The 16,101-nt window shown below is 62.1% G+C and carries 16 protein-coding genes; 7 read left to right on the top strand and 9 right to left on the bottom strand.

What is annotated here, in order from left to right:
* Window position 1: 1 nt before the first annotated feature.
* The 3 genes from Q4G20_RS00375 to Q4G20_RS00365 form a co-directional block, all read right to left on the bottom strand.
* Window positions 2-928 (bottom strand): ABC transporter permease subunit, encoded by a 927-nt coding sequence (locus tag Q4G20_RS00375; RefSeq protein WP_303341011.1) that lies wholly within the window; start codon window positions 926-928, stop codon window positions 2-4.
* Window positions 929-931: 3 nt separating this feature from the next.
* The gene (oppB, locus tag Q4G20_RS00370; protein WP_303341010.1) at window positions 932-1,855 is read right to left on the bottom strand and encodes an oligopeptide ABC transporter permease OppB; all 924 of its coding nucleotides are present in this window, start codon (window positions 1,853-1,855) and stop codon (window positions 932-934) included.
* Between the two features lie 71 nt (window positions 1,856-1,926).
* Window positions 1,927-3,528: a peptide ABC transporter substrate-binding protein gene (locus Q4G20_RS00365; protein WP_303341008.1), complete on the bottom strand. Its 1,602-nt coding sequence runs from the start codon at window positions 3,526-3,528 to the stop codon at window positions 1,927-1,929.
* 126 nt (window positions 3,529-3,654) lie between these two features.
* Between Q4G20_RS00365 and cobU the strand changes: the two genes are divergently transcribed.
* The 5 genes from cobU to Q4G20_RS00340 all read left to right on the top strand — a co-directional run bounded on the left by cobU (window position 3,655) and on the right by Q4G20_RS00340 (window position 8,420).
* Complete coding sequence (gene cobU, locus Q4G20_RS00360) at window positions 3,655-4,176, top strand: bifunctional adenosylcobinamide kinase/adenosylcobinamide-phosphate guanylyltransferase (protein WP_303341007.1); 522 nt, start codon at window positions 3,655-3,657, stop codon at window positions 4,174-4,176.
* Window positions 4,169-5,125 (top strand): nicotinate-nucleotide--dimethylbenzimidazole phosphoribosyltransferase, encoded by a 957-nt coding sequence (gene cobT / locus Q4G20_RS00355; RefSeq protein ID WP_303341005.1) that lies wholly within the window; start codon window positions 4,169-4,171, stop codon window positions 5,123-5,125. The genes cobU and cobT overlap by 8 nt, the downstream gene beginning before the upstream one ends.
* Window positions 5,077-5,871 carry an adenosylcobinamide-GDP ribazoletransferase gene (gene cobS / locus Q4G20_RS00350; RefSeq protein WP_368660765.1) on the top strand — a complete coding sequence of 265 codons (795 nt, stop codon included), beginning with the start codon at window positions 5,077-5,079 and terminating at the stop codon, window positions 5,869-5,871. Before cobT ends, cobS begins: the two co-directional genes overlap by 49 nt.
* A 135-nt stretch (window positions 5,872-6,006) precedes the next feature.
* A complete protein-coding gene (locus tag Q4G20_RS00345) occupies window positions 6,007-6,630 on the top strand; it encodes a TRAP transporter small permease subunit (protein WP_303341003.1) in 624 nt (207 codons plus the stop codon).
* Complete coding sequence (locus Q4G20_RS00340) at window positions 6,627-8,420, top strand: TRAP transporter large permease subunit (RefSeq protein WP_303341000.1); 1,794 nt, start codon at window positions 6,627-6,629, stop codon at window positions 8,418-8,420. Before Q4G20_RS00345 ends, Q4G20_RS00340 begins: the two co-directional genes overlap by 4 nt.
* Window positions 8,421-8,517: 97 nt before the next feature.
* On the opposite strand, the gene Q4G20_RS00335 is transcribed toward Q4G20_RS00340, so the two are convergent.
* The 5 genes from Q4G20_RS00335 to Q4G20_RS00315 form a co-directional block, all read right to left on the bottom strand.
* A complete protein-coding gene (locus tag Q4G20_RS00335) occupies window positions 8,518-9,654 on the bottom strand; it encodes a TRAP transporter substrate-binding protein (RefSeq protein ID WP_303340999.1) in 1,137 nt (378 codons plus the stop codon).
* 172 nt (window positions 9,655-9,826) lie between these two features.
* Window positions 9,827-11,101, bottom strand: a complete 1,275-nt coding sequence (gene eno, locus Q4G20_RS00330; protein WP_303340997.1) for a phosphopyruvate hydratase — start codon at window positions 11,099-11,101, stop codon at window positions 9,827-9,829.
* A gap of 72 nt (window positions 11,102-11,173) precedes the next feature.
* Window positions 11,174-11,854, bottom strand: coding sequence for an endonuclease/exonuclease/phosphatase family protein (locus tag Q4G20_RS00325; protein WP_303340996.1), 681 nt, complete (start codon window positions 11,852-11,854; stop codon window positions 11,174-11,176).
* Between the two features lies 1 nt (window position 11,855).
* The gene (locus Q4G20_RS00320) at window positions 11,856-13,241 is read right to left on the bottom strand and encodes a YdiU family protein (RefSeq protein WP_303340995.1); all 1,386 of its coding nucleotides are present in this window, start codon (window positions 13,239-13,241) and stop codon (window positions 11,856-11,858) included.
* A 48-nt stretch (window positions 13,242-13,289) separates the two neighbouring features.
* Window positions 13,290-13,628, bottom strand: a complete 339-nt coding sequence (locus Q4G20_RS00315; protein WP_303340994.1) for a multidrug efflux SMR transporter — start codon at window positions 13,626-13,628, stop codon at window positions 13,290-13,292.
* A 132-nt stretch (window positions 13,629-13,760) separates the two neighbouring features.
* Here Q4G20_RS00315 and obgE point away from each other — a divergent pair, with 132 nt between their 5' ends.
* Window positions 13,761-14,792 (top strand): GTPase ObgE, encoded by a 1,032-nt coding sequence (gene obgE, locus Q4G20_RS00310; RefSeq protein WP_303340992.1) that lies wholly within the window; start codon window positions 13,761-13,763, stop codon window positions 14,790-14,792.
* Window positions 14,780-15,892: a glutamate 5-kinase gene (proB, locus tag Q4G20_RS00305; RefSeq protein WP_303340990.1), complete on the top strand. Its 1,113-nt coding sequence runs from the start codon at window positions 14,780-14,782 to the stop codon at window positions 15,890-15,892. The genes obgE and proB overlap by 13 nt, the downstream gene beginning before the upstream one ends.
* Here the strand turns inward: proB and Q4G20_RS00300 are convergent.
* A complete protein-coding gene (locus Q4G20_RS00300) occupies window positions 15,889-16,050 on the bottom strand; it encodes a hypothetical protein (protein ID WP_303340988.1) in 162 nt (53 codons plus the stop codon). The genes proB and Q4G20_RS00300 overlap by 4 nt on opposite strands.
* Between the last annotated feature and the right edge of the window lie 51 nt (window positions 16,051-16,101).

Below are 16,101 nucleotides of genomic sequence, written 5' to 3'. Positions count from 1 at the left end.
GTCAGCGATCCTTCGGGTCAAGCGCATCACGCAGGCCGTCGCCTACAAAGAAAAAGCCAAACAGCGTGATGACAAAGAAAAACAGCGGAAAGGCCAGTTGCCACAGCGTGCCATAGTTCATCGTGCCAGCCCCTTCGGAAATCAGCGCCCCCCACGAGGTCAGCGGTTCCTGAACGCCCAGGCCCAGAAAGCTGATAAAGCTTTCGGTCAGGATCATCAGCGGCACCAGCAACGTGGCGTAAACCGCAACCACACCCAACAAGTTCGGCACGATGTGGCGGATCACGATGCGCCATGCGGGAACGCCGGTGGCGCGCGCGGCCTCGATAAATTCGCGGTTTTTCAGGGACAGGGTCTGGCCGCGCACGATCCGCGACATATCCAGCCATGAAATCAGCCCGATGCCCAGAAACAGCATCGACATCGACCGCCCGAACATCACCAACAGCAGGATCAGAACGAACATATACGGAATCGACATCAGAATATCGACCGTCCGCATCATGATCTGATCGGTGCGCCCGCCGACATAGCCCGCGGTCGCGCCATAAAGCGTCCCCACGATCACCGCGATACCGGCGCCCACGATCCCGACCATCAGCGAAATCTGCGTGCCTTGGACCGTGCGCGCGAACAGGTCGCGGCCCAGATTGTCGGTGCCGAAATAATGGCCGTTGGCCAGCGACGGCGCGCCTTCGGTGGCGATGCGGCCCATGACGCTGAAATCCAGTTCTTCGTTCGACCATTGGGCGAAATACCCGCCAAAGGCCGCGAACAAGGTCACCAAAATCAGGATCGACAGCCCGACCATGGCGGCTTTGTTGCGCACAAAGCGTTTGCGCGCATCGGCCCATGGGCTGCGGCCTTTGACCTCATCATCGGCCAGCTTATGGGCCAGCGACTGCATTTTCTGCTGATCTATGACCATGGCTTAATACCGGATTTTCGGGTCGATCCACGCATACAGCACATCGACGATAAGGTTGAACAGGATGGTCAGCGCGCCAATCAGGATCGTGACGCCCATCATCACGGCATAGTCTCGGTTCAGCGCGCTGTCCACGAACGCCTTACCAATCCCGCCGGTCGAAAAATACATGTCGATCACGACCGAACCCGTGATCATCGACACAAAGACCGGCCCCAGATAGCTGATCACCGGCAGCATCGCAGGCTTCAGCGCGTGGCGCAGGATGACGCGGTGTTCGGGCATCCCCTTGGCGCGGGCGGTGCGGATATGGTTGCTGCCCAACACCTCTAGCATGGACGACCGGGTGATCCGCGCAATCGACGCCATATAGGATGTGGACAACGCAATCACCGGCATGACCCAGAATGACGGATCGTTGAACGACCAGCCGCCACCGGGCAGCATCCGCCAGGTCAGCGTGAACAGCAGCACCAGAATCGGCGCCATCACAAAGTTCGGCAGAACCTGCGCGCCAATCGAAATACCAACCGCGATATAGTCCAGAATACTGTTATGCCAGATCGCCGCGACAACCCCCAAACTCACGCCGACCATCACCGCCACCACAAAGGACACAAAGCCATAGGTCAGCGTCACCGGAAACCCGGACGCGATCAGCTGGTTCACCGTGCGGTCGGGATAGACAAAGCTGGGGCCGAAATCGAAATGAAAGACGATCTTGTAAAGATAGGTCCAGATCTGTTTCCACAACGGATCGTTCAGGCCATATTGCGCCTGAAGATTGGCCATAACCTGCGGCGGCAAGGGGCGTTCGCCCGAAAACGGGCCGCCGGGTGCCAGATGCATCAGCAGAAACGAAAATACGATCAGCAACAGCAGCGTAGGGATCGCTACCGCCAGCCTTCGCAGGATAAATCCGAACATCGCCGGTCCTTCCGTGGGTGTGCGGGGTATGACCGGGGCAGGGTGAACCCGCCCCGGTCGTCAGTCACAGATCAGTCTGCGACGCGATACAGGTCTTTGGCATACCAGGTATTGCGCAGATTTTCCATCGGCAGACCTTTGATGGCCGGGTTGATCATGTCCACCTTGGAATAGTGGTAAACGGTGACCATCGGCACTTCGGCCGCCAGCAGTTCTTCGGCGCGTTTATACAGCGGCCCGGTGTCATCGGCCGACTTCGATTCCGCCATGATGGCGTTGTATTCGTCGTTTTTCCATTCGCCGCTGTTGTAACCGCCCTCGGTGAACCAATCGAGGAAGGTCGATGCCTCGTCGTAATCGGCACACCATGCGTAACGCGCCATTTCGTAATCGCGGTTGTTCAGACGGTCCAGATGAACCGACCATTCGACGTTGTTCAGCGTCACATCAACGCCGATGCCGCGCCAGAATTGCTGGGCCGCAATGGCGATCAGGCGGTGCGCTTCGGACGTGTTGTATTGCAGTTGCAGCTTCAGCGGGTTGCTGGTGCTGTAACCGGCTTCGGCCATCAGTTCGATCGCTTTGGCGGTGCGTTCGGCCTGCGTCATTTCCCAGATGCCGTGATCGGGCTGCTGGAAGCCTTCGACGGCCCAGTGGGTCCACGTATAGCCGGGTTTTTGCCCGCCTTGCAGAACCTGATCCACGACGACATCGCGGTTCATGCCCAGTTGCAGCGCCTGACGGACGCGCACATCTTTCAGGGCCTCGGGGCCTTTGTCGGACAGGTTGAACACATAGCCATAGGAACAGCCCTGCGGAACCGAGGTCGCCTGATCCGGGAATTGTTCTTTCAGACGCGGATATTGACCCGCCGGGATGCCCACGCGGTCCAGCTCGCCCGCCTGGAAACGGGTCAGCGCGACGTTTTCGTCATTGATGGTCAACGCGCGGACGTTTTCCATGATGACATTTTCAGCGTCCCAGTATTCCGGGTTCTTTTTCATCACCACTTCGACGCCCAGATTGTGGCTGACCAGCGTGTAAGCGCCGTTGCCCACCAGATTTCCGGGCTGAGTCCACGCATCGCCATGCGCATCAACCACCGATTTCAGCACCGGAAACGCGTTCGAGGTGGACAGCGTTTTCAGGAAATACGGGGTCGGTTCCGACAGCGTGACGCGCAGGGTTTTGTCATCGACCGCTTCGACGCCCAGTTCATCGGGGGTTTTTTCGCCGTCGGTGATCGCCTTGGCGTTCAGCACGTTCATCAGGTCGAAATACCACGCATATTCCGACGCAAAGTTCGGATCGACGACGCGCTGCCACGCATAGACGAAATCGCCTGCGGTGACGGGTTCGCCATTCGACCATTTCGCATCGCGCAGGTGGAACGTCCAGGTCAGGCCGTCATCGCTTTCGTCCCAGCTTTCGGCGACGCCCGGCACCATGGCGCCTTTGGAATCTTCGTTGACCAAGGCTTCGAACAGGCTGCGCGCGACTTCAGAGCTGCCGGTGTCGGTGATTTTGCCGGGATCCAGCGTTTTCACCGCGTCCAGCATCCAGAACGTATAGCTTTGGTTTTCGGCCAGCGTTTCGCCCGGCTGGGGCTGAACGGCAAAGGCCGGAACCGCCAAAGCCGCCACCAATGCGGTGGTTGCAAAGAATTTTGTCATGATATGCTCCCCGTTGGATGACCAAAAGTTAGGTCAGTCTTTCATACCGTTAACCGAATCGTTACAATGGGCAAGGGGTGATTTAGTCCCTTTTCACGCCGCCGCCGCTGTGAAAAACAGACCGATATGAAGAAACAAAGCCATATCACCATGATAACCGGCGGGGCGCGATCTGGCAAATCGGCACTGGCCGAAACGATGATGCGCAACCATGCAGGAACGCGCATTTATATTGCGACCGCGCAGCCTTGGGATGATGAAATGGCCGCCCGAATCGCCCTGCATCAGCAGCGCCGCGACGGCTGGCGCACGATCGAGGAACCGCGCGATCTGGTCGGCGCTCTGGACGCCACCGACGGGCAGGGGCCGCGCCTGATCGACTGCCTGACGCTGTGGCTGTCCAATTGCGACGGTGCCGCCGATATCGACGCGCTGACCGATGCGCTGACCCGGCAGGCCAGCCCGGTGGTGCTTGTCACCAACGAATTGGGGCAGGGGATCGTGCCAGTGAACGCCTTGGCCCGCCGTTTCCGCGACGATCACGGCCGCATGAATCAGGCCGTCGCCGCCGTCGCCGATCAGGTCTGGATGGCGGTCAGTGGCCTGCCGTTACGATTGAAACCCGCGCAATGGACCCCCGATGACTGACTTTAACCAATCCGCCGCCGATGCCGCCCGCGCCCGTCAGGCGCAACTGACGAAACCCGCAGGCTCGCTGGGCCGGCTTGAGGAACTGGCCGAATTTCTGGCCGGGTGGCAGGGGCGCGAATGTCCCCGTCTGGACCGCGCGCAGGCGGTTATTTTCGCCGGAAATCATGGCGTTGTGGCGCAGGGGATCACCCCTTTTCCGGCTGAGGTAACAGCGGCCATGGTGGCAAATTTTGCCGCCGGGGGTGCCGCGATGAACCAATTGTGCCGCGTGGCGGGGGCCGATCTGTCGGTGGTGCCGCTGGATCTGGACCGTCCCACGGCGGACTTTACCCAAGGCCCGGCGATGACCGTGGCCGAGGTTGCGGAGGCCATGCAAACCGGGGCGGATGCCGTGGACGATGCTGCGGATGTGCTGATCCTTGGCGAAATGGGGATCGGCAATTCGACGATTTCCGCCGCTCTTGCCGCCGCGAGTTTCGGCGGGCGGGCCGAAGATTGGGTCGGCCCCGGCACCGGGTCCGAGGGCGCGATGCTGGACGCCAAACGCCGCGTTGTGACCGAAGGGCTGGCGCGCCATCAGACCACGACGACCGTTGAAACGCTTGCGGCCCTTGGCGGGCGCGAACAGGCGGCGATTTGTGGCGCGGTGCGGCGCGCGCGTGAACTGGGTATGCCGGTGATTTTGGACGGCTTTATCTGCACCGCTGCCGCTGCTGTTCTGACCCGCGATGATCCCGACGCCTTGGCGCATTGCCTGATCGGCCATGAAAGCGCCGAACCCGGTCACCGCCGCCTGATCGCCGCGCTTGGGATGCGGCCGGTGCTGTCGCTGGATATGCGGCTGGGCGAAGGATCGGGCGCGGCCGTCGCGCTGATGATCCTGCGCGCGGCGGTCGAATGTCACAACGGCATGGCGACATTCGCGCAGGCGGGCATCACGGCATGATCGCCCGCTGGCATCAGGCGGTTCTGGCCTTGGTGCTGCTGACGCGCTTGCCGCTGGCGGGGCTGCTGCCCGCGCGCACGATCCCGCTGGCGGGGGCGGCCTGGGCCTTTCCCTTGGCGGGGGTGGTTGTGGGCGGTCTCGGCGCGGGGGTGATGGCCGTGGTGCCGCTGCCCCCGATGATCGCCGCGATGCTGGCCGTGGCCGCGATGATCGCCATTACCGGCGCCCTGCACGAAGACGGTCTGGCCGATTTCACCGACGCCGCAGGGGGGCATAACCGCGAACAACGGCTGGAAATCATGCGCGATTCCCGCATCGGCAGTTATGGCGTGCTGGCGCTGATCTTGGCGGTCGGGCTGCGGGTTGCCATGCTGGCCGCGCTGCCGTCAGCGGCGCTGTGGCTGGTCGTTGGGGTCGCGGTTGCGTCCCGCGCGGGCATGGTCGCGGTGATGCGCCTGCCCGCGGCGCGCGCGGATGGCATGGGCCACACCGCAGGCCGCCCGTCCCGGCGCGCGGTGATCGTCGCGCTGACCATCGGGGCGGCGGCGCTGATCGCAACGGCAGAGCTGGCAGGCCAACCGTTGGCCGCGCTGAGCCTGATCGGCATTATCGCAGCGGCGGCCCTGACCGCATATCACGCCTATCAAAAATTAGGCGGCCAAACCGGCGATGTGCTGGGTACTACGCAACAATTATGCGAAATCAGCGGCATGTTGATCGTTTTATGCGTGTGTCAGACGCCATAATCACCAAGTTTGTGACTCGGCGCCCCGGCATTTTTCTTGACGGCTTTTAACCCTTCCTTCATAGCCGGAATGCTAAACTGCGCCGTAATGAAAAAGGTGAATCAAACCACGCGGCGAAATATGGGGGGAATTGGGATGGGTGGCCTTTTGGCCTTGTCTCGCGGGATCGACCGCGTAACCACGATCATCGGGCGCAGCGTCGCCTGGCTGATCCTTGGCGCAATTCTGGTCAGCGCCATCAACGCCATCGTGCGTAAAACATTCAGTGTTTCGTCGAATGCATGGCTGGAATTGCAATGGTATCTGTATGGCGGCGCGTTCATGCTGGCATCCGCCTATACCTTGCTGCAAAACGAACATATCCGCATTGATCTGGTCTATGGCCGTTGGTCGCGCCGGGGGCAGCATTGGATTGACCTGATCGGCACGACGCTGTTTTTGCTGCCGTTCAGCGGGCTGATGGTGTGGCTGCTGTGGCCGTCGCTGCGCAAATCCTATGTCACCGGCGAAATTTCGATGAATGCCGGCGGTCTGATTATCTGGCCGGCCAAGGCGATGCTGATCGCGGGCTTTGCACTGCTGTTCATTCAGGGGATTTCCGAACTGATCAAGAAAATCGCCGTCATGCGCGGCGTGATCCCGGATCCCCATTCCCACATGTCGGCACAGGAAATCGCCCAGCAAGAGGCCGAGCTGATGACCGTCATGATTAACGATGACATGGACGCACGAAACGCCGACCGAAAGACCCCGCAATGATTGACTTTATCGCGCATAACCTTGCGCCCATCATGTTCTTTTCGATGGTCGCGTTTTTGTTGTTCGGTTATCCGATTGCCTTTGCCTTGGCGGCGAACGGGTTGCTGTTCTTTTTCTTTGGCGTGTTCCTGACGCCGCTGTCGGATCAGGTCAATCTGGGCTGGAACCTGTTGCAGGCCTTGGGCGACCGCGTGTTCGGCGTGATGCGCAACGACACGCTGCTGGCGATTCCGTTCTTTACCTTCATGGGCATCGTGCTGGAACGGTCCCGCATGGCCGAAGAATTGCTGGACACCGTGGGCCAGTTGTTCGGCCCCATCCGGGGCGGTCTGTCCTATGCTGTGATCTTGGTGGGCGCGCTCTTGGCGGCGACGACGGGGGTTGTTGCGGCCTCGGTCATCTCGATGGGGTTGATTTCGCTGCCCATTATGATGCGCTACGGCTATGACCGGCGGTTGTCGTCGGGGGTGATCGTGGCATCGGGGACGCTGGCGCAGATCATTCCGCCGTCGCTGGTGCTGATCGTGCTGGCCGACCAGTTGGGCCAGTCGGTCGGCAATATGTATACCGCCGCGATGATCCCGGCGCTGTGCCTGACCGGCATTTACATCATCTATGTTGCGGTTTTGACCGTGCTGCGTCCGGACTCGATGCCCGCTTTGCCGCCCGAGGCGCGCCCGCTGGGTTCCGCCGGTTGGTCGCTCTTGGGGGCTTTGGCGGTTGGTGTGGCCGTGTATTATCTGGCCGATATGCTGATGGGCGGCGGTCAGGCCATCTGGGCGGCGGCCATTGCCATTCTGGTGCTGATGGTCATCGCCTGGGCGGATCGCAAATTCAACATGAACGTGCTGTCGCTGATGACGCGCGAGGTGATCATGGTCATGATCCCGCCGCTGGCCTTGGTGTTTCTGGTGCTGGGGACGATCTTCCTTGGCGTGGCCACCCCGACCGAGGGTGGGGCCATGGGCGCCGTCGGTGCCTTGGTTCTGGCCGGGCTGAAGGGTCGCCTGAACTTCAACGTCATCAATCAGGCGCTGTTGTCCACGGTGCGGCTGTCGTCGTTTGTGATGTTCATCCTGATCGGCGCGACGGTGTTTTCGCTGACCTATTATTCGGTGAACGGCCATATCTGGGTTCGCGACCTGCTGACGGCGCTGCCGGGTGGGGAATATGGGTTCCTGATTGCGGTCTGCACGATCATCTTTTTCCTGGCCTTCTTCCTCGATTTCTTCGAACTGGCCTTTGTGATCGTGCCGCTGCTGATCCCGGCGGCGAACCTGTTGGGCATTGATCTGGTCTGGTTCGGTGTCATTCTGGCGGTTGTGATGCAAACCTCGTTCCTGACGCCGCCGGTGGGCTTTGCGCTGTTCTATCTGCGATCGGTGGCGCCGCGGCTGCCCTATCAGGATAAGGTGACGGGCAAAACGCTGCCGGGTGTCAGCACGATTGACATCTATCGCGGGGCCGCGCCGTTCGTTGGCTTGCAGATCATCATGATCGGCGTTGTGATCGCATTCCCGCAAATGGTTATGCATTACAAAGGGCCGGTCGTGGACACGTCGAATATCCGGATCGAGATTCCGATGGGCGGCGGCGGTCTGGGCGGTGGTCTGGGTGGCGGCGGCTTTGGTCAGCTGGGTGGTCTGGGCGGTTCGCCCTTTGGTGGCCAGCCCGCAACGACCCCGGCGGATGTGCCGCCGGCGGACACGCCCCCGGCGCTGCAACCGGGGACCGCGCCTGCGGGAAGTATGGGCTTTGGTGGCCCGCCGCCGGGACTGGGCGGAAACTGACGCAAAAAGGGCCGGTTGATCCGGCCCTTTTTTATGGCGCAGTTCATGAAAAAACCGCCGCGACATGATCGCGGCGGTTGGGTTGATTGCGGGCCGATCAGCCTTTGTTCGGGGCCAGATTGCCTTGGCGCTGCTGGATCATCATGAACGTGTCATAGGTGTATTCAGCGGTTTGCTGATACAGGAACCAGTCATCGCGGAATTCCAGCATCGCGTCATATTGCGATTTGAAATCCGGGTTTTGCGCCGAAAGTTCAGCATAGATTTCATGCGCAGCCTTGAATGCGGCGGTCATGATTTCTTCGCTGAAGGACCGCAGTTGCGCGCCTTGTGCCACCAGCTCTTTCAGCGCAGTGGGGTTCAGCATGTCATATTTGGCCAACATGTTCTGATCCACGGCCTGCGACGCGGTGCGGAACAGCGATTTATAGCTGTCGGGCAGTTGATCCCACTGACCTTTGTTCACAAAGAAGCTGACCGTCGGGCCGCCTTCCCAGAAACCGGGATAGTAATAATACGGAGCAACTTTGTGGAAGCCCAGCTTGGCGTCGTCATAGGGGCCGACCCATTCGGCGGCGTCGATGGTGCCGCGTTCCAGTGCCGGGTAAATATCGCCGCCACCGATCTGCTGCGGGACAACGCCCAGACGTTCCACCACGCGACCGGCCAGACCGGCGATGCGCAGCTTCAGGCCCTGCATATCGGCCAAGGTATTGATTTCTTTCCGATACCAGCCGCCCATCTGTGCGCCGGTATTGCCCGCCGGATAGCTGACCAGATTGTATTTTTCCAGGAATTTGTTGTAATTCTCGATCCCGCCGCCCTGATAGTTATAGGCCGCCTTGGACCGGGCCGAGAAGGTGAACGGCAAATCAGCGCCACAGGCGAAGGCCGCGTCACGACCCCAGTTGTAATACCCCACGGAAATCGACGCTTCGACCGTGCCATCGGATGTGGCGTTGATCGCGTCCAGACCCGGCACGATTTCGCCCGCCGAAAACACCTGAATGTTAAAGCGGCCATCGGTCGCTTCGTGCAGGCGTTTGGACAGTTCTTCGGCGCCACCGTGGATCGTGTCCAGCGATTTCGGGAACGACGATGCCAGACGCCAGGTAACCGACGGAGTCGTTTGCGCAATGGCCGGAGCGGCCAGAACCGTGCCAGCCGCCGCAGCGGCGCCGCCCACGGATGCGCGCGTCAAAAAGGACCGGCGGTTAAAGTTTTTTTCAGTCATATATCCCTCCACTGTCGGGTGGGACATGTGACCCCACCCATGCAAAGGGCAGTTTAGCCGTCAACGCGCCCCTGTCGAGGGGGCAGGTCGGCCAACACGATCATTTTTATCTGATTTTTTCGACAGGTCAGGCGTCCGAGGCGCGCGACACGGGGCCGCGCGCCGGGATTGGTTAACGCAGGATCGAACGGCCCGCGTAAACCGCAGTCGCGCCCAGAATTTCTTCGATCCGGATCAGTTGGTTGTATTTGGCCAGCCGGTCGGAACGGGCCAGCGAACCGGTTTTGATCTGACCGCAATTCGTGGCAACCGCCAGATCGGCAATGGTCGCGTCTTCGGTTTCGCCCGAACGGTGCGACATCACGCTGGTGTAACCGGCGCGGTCGGCCATGCTGACGGCATCCAGCGTTTCCGACAAGGTGCCGATCTGGTTCACCTTCACCAACAACGAATTGCCGCAGCCGCGTTCGATGCCTTCGGCCAGACGGGCGGGGTTGGTCACGAACAGGTCGTCACCGACCAGTTGCACCCGGTCGCCCAGCCGGTCGGTCAGCAATTTCCAGCCGTCCCAGTCATCTTCGGCGCAGCCATCTTCGATCGACAGGATCGGATAATCGCCGCACAGCGCCGCCAGATAGTCCACATTTTCCGCCGGGCTCAGCGATTTGCCTTCACCCGCCAATTCGTAGCGACCGTTTTTGAAATATTCGGTCGATGCGCAATCCAGTGCGAACATGATGTCATCGCCGGGTTTGTAACCAGCTTTTTCCACGGCGCGCAGGATGAAATCCAGGGCGTCGCGGGTGCTGGACAGGTTGGGGGCAAAGCCGCCTTCGTCGCCCACGCCGGTGGCCAGACCTGCCGCCGACAGTTCTTTTTTCAGGGTGTGGAACACTTCGGACCCCATGCGGATCGCATCGCGGATGTTGTCCGCGCTGACCGGCATGATCATGAATTCCTGAATATCAATCGGGTTGTCGGCATGTTCGCCGCCATTGATGATGTTCATCATCGGCACCGGCAGGATATGCGCGCGCGCGCCGCCAACGTAACGATACAGCGGTTGGCCGGTCGCCTCGGCCGCGGCTTTGGCAACAGCCAGCGATACGCCCAGAATGGCGTTCGCGCCCAGACGGCCTTTGTTCGGGGTGCCGTCCAGTTCGATCATCATTTCGTCGATGGCGCGCTGTTCGGTGGCGTCTTCACCGATCAGGTTTTCGGCCAGTTCGCCATTCACGGCGGCGACGGCATCCAGCACGCCTTTGCCCATGTAACGCGCGGGGTCGCCGTCGCGTTTTTCCACGGCCTCATGCGCGCCGGTCGAAGCGCCCGACGGCACCGCAGCGCGGCCCATCTGGCCGTCTTCCAGAATGACGTCAACTTCGACAGTTGGGTTGCCGCGGCTGTCCAGAATTTCACGCGCGTAAATGTCAATAATGGCGGTCATATGCCCCCCTTTGGGTTTCGCTGTGGGTTGGCGGTGTTGTAACCGCGCGCGCGCGCCACCGAAAGGCCAAAGTCACGGCAACCGGATCTGCGCCCAAATGGGCAGGTGGTCGGACGCATCGCGCGCGCCTGCGCCGGTGAACACGCCGCTGTCGATCACATCAACACGCGGCGACAGCGCGATCCGGTCCAGCCGGAATTGCGGCAGCGGCGCGGGATAGGACGGCCCCGGCGCGATCACGCGGTATCCGGTCAGAGGTTCAAACCCGCGATCATCGCGCCATTCGTTGAAATCGCCAATGAATATCGTGTGTTCGCCCGCGATGCGCCCCGCTTGCAGCGCCAGCCGCGCCAATTGCGCACGCCGCGACGTGCGCACCAACCCCAGATGAACGGCAATCACCGTCAGCCCCGGCAGGCGCAGGGCAATCGCGCCGCGGGGTTCCAGACCGGGCAGGGGCAGGCGGCGAACAATCGCACGTTCCGCCAGATCGGGCCGCATCAGGATGGTTTGGCCATGCCAGCCCAGACTGCAATCGCTGGTTCCGATCAGATCAGCGGGAACCAGCCCGGTTTCGGCGTGGATCAGGCGGCGGGGCAGGGCTTCGGGGCGGGGGCCGTGGCGAAAGTCCACCTCTTGCAGGGCGATGATGTCGGGGGACAGCGCGCGGATCACGGCCAGATTGCGTTCGGGCGCGTGCGGCCCGGTCAGGCCACGGCATTTATGCAGGTTATAGCTGGCCAGCTTCAGCACGTCACGTTCCGCAAAAGGTCGCCTGAACCACCTGATCGGGGCGGGGGGCGGCGGACAGGTCGGCCCAGTCATCGCGCGCGTCAAAGGGATGAGTCAGCGCCTCATACAGCCGGTGAAACGGCGACATATCCCCCGCCAAGGCAAATCCGATCATCTGTTCGATCTGATGATTGCGCGGGATTCGCACCGGATTGGCGCGCGCCATCACCCGCGCATCGGGCGTCAGCGCCTGCCAATCGCGCGCCCATGCGTCAAAGGGGGCGGGGTCGGCAAATTCATCCCGCGCGGTGCCGTTGGTCAGCCCGTAAAACACGCGCGTAAAATCGGCGCGCTGACGGGCCATGATGGTTAACAACCCCTCGACCACGGGTTGATAGGCCACGCCGTCGATGCCCAGTTTGTCGCCAAACCGGCGCAGAAACGCATCCTGATAGAGCGGCGCGAACCGATGCACGGATGCCGTCGCCTGTTCCACGGCATCGCCGCCGATCAGCGGGATCAGGCAGGTGGCCAGCTGCGCCAGATTCCACACCGCGATCTGCGGCTGTTGCCCCCACGCATAACGCCCCTGCCGGTCGATGGACGAAAACACCGTGTCAGGGTGAAACCCGTCCATAAACGCGCATGGGCCATAGTCGATCGTTTCGCCCGACACGGCCATGTTGTCGGTGTTCATCACGCCGTGAATGAACCCCAAGGCCATCCATTGCGCCACGGTTTCGGCCTGACGCGCCACGACATGATCCAGCAGACCCAGCGGGCCATCGGCCTGTGGATAATGGCGGGCGATGACGTGATCGGTCAGCCGCGCCAGATCATCGCGCCGGTCGCGGACGGCGAAAAACTGAAACGTGCCGACCCGGATATGGCTGGCGGCGATGCGCGTCAGCACCGCCCCCGGCAGCCCGCCATCCCGCCAGACGGTTTCCCCGGTCGCCACAGCGGCCAGTGCGCGCGTGGTCGGCACGCCCATGGCAGCCATAAATTCGCTGATCAGATATTCGCGCAGGACCGGCCCCATCCAGGCCCGCCCGTCGCCGCGGCGGGAAAACGGGGTCGGACCGCTGCCCTTGAGCTGCACATCAAACCGCGCGCCGTCGGGGGCCACGACTTCGCCCAGCAAAACCGCGCGGCCGTCGCCCAGTTGCGGGACAAAGCCACCGAATTGATGCCCGGCATAGGCCATGGCAATGGGTTCCGCCCCCGCTGGCACCGCGTTGCCCGCAAACACCGCCAGATTGTCGCGCAATTCGGCCGGGTTCAGCCCCAGCCGCCGCGCCAGCCCGTCATTCAGCGCCAGCCATTCCGGCGCGGCCACCGGAGTCGGCGAAACGCGCGCGAAAAAGCCTTCGGGCAAACGGGCATAGCTGTTGTCGAACGGAAACATAGGCACCTCTGCCCCCAGACATAGGGGGGCGGGCGGCGCTGTTAAAGGTCAGTGGCTGGCGCTTGTTGAAAACAGGTTAATCACGATAACGCCCGCCACGATCAACCCGATGCCCACAGCCCCCGCCAGATCAATCGCCTGACCGAACACAAACCGCCCGATCATCGCGACCGCCACGACTCCCAACCCCGACCAGATCGCATAGGCAACGCCCAGCGGGATGAACTTCAACGCATGTGACAGCAGATAAAACGACAGGGCATAGCCCACGGCCAACAGAATGGTGGGAACCAGCCGGGTGAATTGCTCGGACCGTTGCAACATCGTGGTCGCAAAGATTTCGGCGATGATCGCCGCAGCCAGAAAGGCATAAGGGGCAAGTGGCATGATACATCCTAAGTTGCTGTTGGGGTTTCTGATAGCCACGCCGTCAAATCCTGTCACCATCACGTTAGCGTGATCCCCAGCCCTTGCGTGGCACGGCGTCAGGGCGTATCGCAAGGCACAAAGGAGCCTGCCATGAAATTTCTTGACCTTGCCAAAGTTTACATTCGTTCCGGCGGGGGCGGTGCGGGCTGCGTGTCGTTCCGGCGGGAAAAATTCATCGAATATGGCGGGCCGGATGGCGGCGACGGCGGACGCGGCGGCGATGTGTGGGCCGAAGCGGTCGAGGGTCTGAACACGCTGATCGACTTTCGCTATCAACAGCATTTCTTTGCGAAATCCGGCCAGCACGGCATGGGATCGCAGATGACCGGCAAATCGGGCGACGATATTATCCTGCGCGTCCCCGTCGGGACCGAGATTCTGGAAGACGATGAAGAAACCGTCATCGCGGACCTGACCACCGTGGGGCAGCGCGTCTTGCTGGCGCGCGGCGGCAATGGCGGCTGGGGGAATCTGCATTTCAAAACCTCGACCAACCGGGCGCCGCGCACGGCTAATCCGGGCCAGCCGGGGGTCGAACGCACCATCTGGCTGCGGCTGAAGCTGATCGCCGATAGCGGACTGGTCGGGCTGCCCAATGCGGGGAAATCGACCTTCCTTGCCGCAACGTCAAATGCGCGCCCGAAAATCGCGGATTACCCGTTCACCACGCTGCATCCCAATCTGGGCGTGGTGGGCGTGGACGGGCGCGAATTCGTGGTCGCCGACATTCCCGGCCTGATCGAAGGCGCATCCGAAGGCCGAGGCATCGGCGACCGCTTTCTGGGCCATATCGAACGCTGCGCCGTTTTGCTGCATCTGATCGACGGCACATCGGACGACGTGGCGGGCGATGCACGCACGGTTCTGACCGAACTCGCGGCCTATTCTCCGGTGCTGATGGAAAAACCGCGCGTCACGGCGCTGAACAAAATCGACGCTTTGGACGACGACACGATCGAGGAACGCCGCGCCGCGTTGCAGGCCGAAATCGGCGGTCCCGTCATGCTGATGTCCGGCGCCGCCAAAAAAGGCGTGACCGAGGTGTTGCGCGCTCTGTGGGCCGAGGTCGAACCCACCCGCCAAGCCGCGAAAAAGGACGAACCGGAATCATGGCAGCCGTAACCCCGGTTCTGACGGCGGCGCGCCGTTTGGTGGTCAAAATCGGATCGGCGCTGTTGGTCGGGCCAAAGGGCTTGCGCGATGATTGGCTGCGGGGCCTGTGCGATGACGTGGCCGCGTGGCGCGCGCGCGGTGCCGATGTGGTGCTGGTGTCGTCGGGGTCAATCGCCCTGGGGCGGAGGGTGCTGAACCTGCCCGCTGGGGCGCTGTCTCTGGAACAGGCGCAGGCGGCGGCGGCGGTTGGGCAAATCCGGCTGGCGCGGGCCTATGAACAGGCTCTGGCCCCGCATGGCGTCACAACCGCGCAGGTTCTGGTCACGCTGGAAGATACCCAAGACCGCCGCCGTTACCTGAACAGCCGCGCGACGATGCAAACGCTGCTGGGCTTGGGCGTTGTGCCGATTGTGAACGAAAACGACACCGTGGCGACCGACGAAATCCGGTTCGGCGATAACGACCGGCTGGCCGCGCAGATCGCCGTGACCTGCGGCGCGGATCAGTTGCTGCTGCTGTCGGATGTGGACGGGCTGTATACCGCGAACCCGAAAACCGACCCGACCGCGCGGCATCTGCCGGTGATTGACGCGCTGACGCCCGAAATCGAAGCCATGGGCGGCGACCCGGTGTCGGGCCTGTCCAAAGGTGGGATGAAAACCAAACTGATGGCCGCGCGCACCGCGATTGCGGGCGGCTGCGCCATGGCCATTGCCGAAGGGTCGGTTCTGCGCCCGCTGTCCGCTGTGGCCGATGGCGCGCGCACAACGTGGTTTTTGCCGGAATCCGACCCGCAACTGGCCCGCAAACGCTGGATCGCGGCGATGAAGCCGCGCGGTGCATTCGTCGTTGATGCGGGGGCGGTTGCGGCGCTGCGGGGCGGCAAATCGCTGTTGCCTGCGGGCGTCATCGCGGTGCAGGGCGATTTTGACCGGGGCGATCCGGTGGCCGTCACCGGACCTGCGGGGGAAACGCTGGCGCAGGGTTTGGCGCGTTACACCGCGGCCGAGGCGCGCAAAATCGCCGGGCATCACTCCGGCGACATCGCTGATATTTTGGGCTATGCGGGCCGCGCGGCGCTGATTCACCGCGACGATCTGGCGGTTTAGCGGCGTTTGCCGAAACCCCACGCCTGCAACCACGCTTGTTGTCCGTCGCGGATCATTTTGCGCTGCATTTTCGACATTTCCGCCATCATCTGACCGCGCATCGGGGCGGCGATCTGGTTCACGGCGGACAGCCAGATACTGAGGAACGGGTTTTTCATCGGGGGCATCCTCTGTTTGCCCCCGTGAAATGCGCGAACCGGGCGCAGGGT

This window comes from Paracoccus sp. (in: a-proteobacteria) (genome assembly GCF_030538495.1).
GTDB lineage: Bacteria > Pseudomonadota > Alphaproteobacteria > Rhodobacterales > Rhodobacteraceae > Paracoccus.
The sequence above is the reverse complement of the archived record's forward strand: the minus strand, read 5'-3'. Positions and strand labels throughout refer to the sequence as shown.

Bases quoted from the DNA above. Each gene is read 5' to 3' on its own strand.
- Q4G20_RS00375 (WP_303341011.1), bottom strand. From the start codon at position 928: ATGGTCATAGATCAGCAGAAAATGCAGTCGCTGGCCCATAAGCTGGCC.
- oppB (WP_303341010.1), bottom strand. From the start codon at position 1,855: ATGTTCGGATTTATCCTGCGAAGGCTGGCGGTAGCGATCCCTACGCTG.
- Q4G20_RS00365 (WP_303341008.1), bottom strand. From the start codon at position 3,528: ATGACAAAATTCTTTGCAACCACCGCATTGGTGGCGGCTTTGGCGGTT.
- cobU (WP_303341007.1), top strand. From the start codon at position 3,655: ATGAAGAAACAAAGCCATATCACCATGATAACCGGCGGGGCGCGATCT.
- cobT (WP_303341005.1), top strand. From the start codon at position 4,169: ATGACTGACTTTAACCAATCCGCCGCCGATGCCGCCCGCGCCCGTCAG.
- cobS (WP_368660765.1), top strand. From the start codon at position 5,077: ATGTCACAACGGCATGGCGACATTCGCGCAGGCGGGCATCACGGCATG.
- Q4G20_RS00345 (WP_303341003.1), top strand. From the start codon at position 6,007: ATGGGTGGCCTTTTGGCCTTGTCTCGCGGGATCGACCGCGTAACCACG.
- Q4G20_RS00340 (WP_303341000.1), top strand. From the start codon at position 6,627: ATGATTGACTTTATCGCGCATAACCTTGCGCCCATCATGTTCTTTTCG.
- Q4G20_RS00335 (WP_303340999.1), bottom strand. From the start codon at position 9,654: ATGACTGAAAAAAACTTTAACCGCCGGTCCTTTTTGACGCGCGCATCC.
- eno (WP_303340997.1), bottom strand. From the start codon at position 11,101: ATGACCGCCATTATTGACATTTACGCGCGTGAAATTCTGGACAGCCGC.
- Q4G20_RS00320 (WP_303340995.1), bottom strand. From the start codon at position 13,241: ATGTTTCCGTTCGACAACAGCTATGCCCGTTTGCCCGAAGGCTTTTTC.
- Q4G20_RS00315 (WP_303340994.1), bottom strand. From the start codon at position 13,628: ATGCCACTTGCCCCTTATGCCTTTCTGGCTGCGGCGATCATCGCCGAA.
- obgE (WP_303340992.1), top strand. From the start codon at position 13,761: ATGAAATTTCTTGACCTTGCCAAAGTTTACATTCGTTCCGGCGGGGGC.
- proB (WP_303340990.1), top strand. From the start codon at position 14,780: ATGGCAGCCGTAACCCCGGTTCTGACGGCGGCGCGCCGTTTGGTGGTC.
- Q4G20_RS00300 (WP_303340988.1), bottom strand. From the start codon at position 16,050: ATGAAAAACCCGTTCCTCAGTATCTGGCTGTCCGCCGTGAACCAGATC.